Here is a 3,490-nt window from a genome sequence, read left to right on the forward strand (position 1 = left end):
AGCACTTTTTCTCGGTCAATGATTAGGATAAGTTATAACTTAAAAATTAATCAACAACTAAAGCTTATGCTTGTAGCTAAGTGAAATCATTGATTAAGAGACCTGTACTTTTCAATGACTTTTTCAGCAAACCCTAATTATACCAGAATAATTGCCAACAAAACTGTCTAGTAATTTTAATTATTAATCCGGCCATCGGGCATAATTGCACCGCGGAAGTTAACTCCTATGAGATTAGCACTCATTAACTCAGCACGAGTTAGATTAGCATTACTTAAATCGGCACTGGTGAGATTTGCTCTGGCAAAGAAAGCATCGACTAAATCCGCTTCCCTGAGATTAACTCCTGAAAGATTAGCCCTTCTTAAGTCAGCATGACTCATTGTTGCCGCTTGAAAATTAGCTTGACTAAGATTAGCTCGATCGAGTTTTATTTGAGTCATAATTGTACTATGGAAATTTGCACCCATTGCCTCCGTATCGCTCATTTTTGACCGCACTAAATTGGCTCCCGCTAGATTTGCCCCCACTAAACGCGCCCCGATTAAATTAGCATCAGTGAGTAAAGCACCTTGGAGATTAGCATTAGTTAAATCCGCTTTTCTGAGGTCAACATCACACAAATTAGCCTCCTTGAAATTGGCTCCTACTAGATTAGCTCGCACCAGATTAACCCCTTTCATATTAGCCCCTTGCAGGTCGGCGCGATAGAGATTAGCCGCTTGTAAATTAGTGTTACAATTTTTATTTTGCCGACGCATATTTGTTCCCCGCAAACAAGCACCAGTGAGGTTAGCACTACTTAAATCAGCCCCTCGTAAATCCGCCCCGATCAAGTTAGCATCAAGTAGAATAGCTAGGGTTATATCAGTATCACGAAGATTAGCCCCTTGTAGCATCGCTCCGTGTAAATTGGCACTGCGTAAATCTGCCCCATTTAAGTCAGCTTGGTTGAGACTAGCACCACTTAAATTAGCTGTCACAAGATTAGCTTGAGCGAGATTAGCCCGGTTAAGATAGGTAAAGAGAAGATTGGAGCCGTGTAGATCTGCTTGATTTAAAACAATGCCAATTAAGTCAGCACCAACTAAATTAACTCCGGGTAATTTTAAGCCACTAAATTGAGTTTCTCCCGCGGCATAACGTGCAATTAATTCGTTTGGTTTCATAGGTAGAATATCCAGATAAATTGGGGTAAAAAATTAGAGAATTCTTTGTAAAGCTTGCAACAGAATACTGGCGGTTTGAACGTTAGCATCCCTATCCATTTGGGTGTGAGCAATATTGTATAGTTGAATTTCGATATCCTTGAGAGATTTCCCGCTTTGGATGAGTTGTTGTAGTAAATCTTCTAGGGTATAACTTCGCAGGGTTAACCAATCTTGACTGCTCTGATCCCAAGGATAAAATAGGAGCGAGAAAATCAATATTTTAGCTCGTAAAGGATTAGCATAATGCAAAATTTCTAAACGAATTTCAAAGGGGTCGTAGGCAGGAATTTGTGGGGAATTACTGGGGTTATTGTTTAAGAAAGCTGGCTCGGCAAAGGGTAATTCCATTCTTACTTGCGGTTCACTTATAGCGATGCTCGAAGAGGCAAAATCCACAGGTTTACTTCTAGTTCTAGAGGAGGAGAAAGATGCAGTTTTAGCCGAAGAATCACAATCATCATTTAGATGAACCATTTGATCGTTAAAGATTTCACTTTTTGACTCATTATCCTCTTCTTTGTAATCGTTATTAGTATTGTAGAGAGGCTCTAGCTGGGTAAGAATAATATCGGCTAGGGCTAGGTAGAGAGCTTTTTTATTAATATTTTCGGCAATTTGGTTGAGAGTTTGTCGCAAGCTTAAAAAATCAGGATTGTTTTGCCGAAGTTCTAAAACAATATTTTTTAAGCCATAATTATTAATCACTGATCGATCATTTTCCCAACGATTTTTACAGGCGGCAAACATTAATTTTTGAATTCTCTCCGTCTCTAGATGATTTTCTAGGCTACTAACCACCTGTCTTAAGGAATTATCTTCCTCGTTGTTGACAGCATTAATAACAGCAGTTAACCTAGGGTTAACTGCTGTTATTAATGGTGATAATTGGGTTTCATAGGCGGCAGCAATACCACCATATAATTTACTGATTTGCTTAATAATAACCTTGGCTACGCCCGCATAAACTTCATGATGATTTAGGGTTTTAACTAATTCATAAACAGAAAAAGTTAATTGTTCATTACTGGTTTTGAGTTGCACTAACTCCTTCACCAATTCTTCCATAGCCACACCCTCTAAAATATTAGGAGCATTTTCCCAATATTTTTTACAGATACAAAAGATTAATTTTTTGATCCGTAATTTTTCTTCGTGGCTGTCGAGATAGCGAACTACCTCATTAAAAACGTCCATGGATAATTGCATAGTAACCTCTGATCCGAGAAAGTCGCCCACCCTCGCACACCCCTACTATGAGGTTATGCTATTGATCTCTCGCAAGTTAGCTTGCCGGAATATATAAGTTATTTCGGCTCTTCTGGCGCTCGAGGATATTCTAGCCTAAAAGCGTGCAGCTATTGAGTTCGGTTTGCTACATTTGGTCCCTAAAATTAGCAAAAGATTATTTTTTCGCCTTTCTCGTTTTTAGTACAAATGTTCGAGCAAAATCGGAGTAAAGTCTTTAAGTTTAGACGATCGATGCCCGATAGAGTTAGAGTAATCAGGGAGAAACTGATTTATCGAGAGGTCATATCAATCCCATGCTAGAACTCTACCAATTTGAATTATCTGCCTATTGTGAGAAAGTCCGTCTCATCCTCGATTATAAAGGACTTGCCTATAAAAAAAGGGACGTGGTGCCGGGGGTGGGACAATTGGACTTATTCCGTCTTTCCGGACAGCGACAGGTCCCGGTCCTCAAGGATGGTGATACTTATATCGCTGACTCGACGGAGATTGCTTTTTATCTTGATCGCAAGTATCCTGAAAAACCAATTATACCCACAGATCCCCTCCAACGGGGTCAATGTTTATTAATCGAAGAATGGGCCGATGAATCCCTGGGATTAAAAGGAAGAACCGCTTTTCTCGGCGCTTTTGCCCAAAATCAAAACTTTCGTACCGCTTTTTTACCCCGGGAAACTCCCGATTTTATGCGCTTGTTACTGGGTTCCATGCCGGGGGAATTAATTGATATTTTGGGGGCGGGTGTAGGTCTGGGAAAAGATGCTATCAATACAGCGAAAAAGGGGCTACAACAGGACTTAGAGGCTTTAAACCTCATTTTAGCCAATCGTCCCTATTTAGTCGGGGATCAGCCCACTTTAGCCGATTTAGCCGTGGCGGGATTGAGTGTACTGCTTCAGTTTCCCCAGGGTTCCTATCTCAACTTACCCAGGGAATTGCAAGGCAAGGGGATTCCGGGGTTAGCCGATAATAGCGCCTACGAGGGCTTTTTTGCTTGGCGCGACCGTCTTTATAGTCAATACCGTCAAACT

At 40.6% G+C, this 3,490-nt stretch carries 3 protein-coding genes; 1 reads left to right on the top strand and 2 read right to left on the bottom strand.

The annotated features are described in order from the left end of the window. Positions 1-176 precede the first annotated feature (176 nt). Together PX484_RS18470 and PX484_RS18475 are read right to left on the bottom strand one after the other, a co-directional pair. On the bottom strand, positions 177-1,169 hold the full coding sequence (locus PX484_RS18470) for a pentapeptide repeat-containing protein (RefSeq protein ID WP_287670516.1): 993 nt from the start codon (positions 1,167-1,169) through the stop codon (positions 177-179). A gap of 33 nt (positions 1,170-1,202) precedes the next feature. After that, positions 1,203-2,417, bottom strand: coding sequence for a hypothetical protein (locus PX484_RS18475; protein ID WP_287767577.1), 1,215 nt, complete (start codon positions 2,415-2,417; stop codon positions 1,203-1,205). Positions 2,418-2,752: 335 nt separating this feature from the next. Between PX484_RS18475 and PX484_RS18480 the strand changes: the two genes are divergently transcribed. Beyond that, positions 2,753-3,490, top strand: a 738-nt coding sequence (locus tag PX484_RS18480) for a glutathione S-transferase (RefSeq protein WP_288105052.1), incomplete at its 3' end; no start/stop codon positions are given.

The sequence above is a fragment of the Microcystis sp. M49636_WE2 genome (assembly GCF_030065375.1).
GTDB lineage: Bacteria > Cyanobacteriota > Cyanobacteriia > Cyanobacteriales > Microcystaceae > Microcystis > Microcystis aeruginosa_C.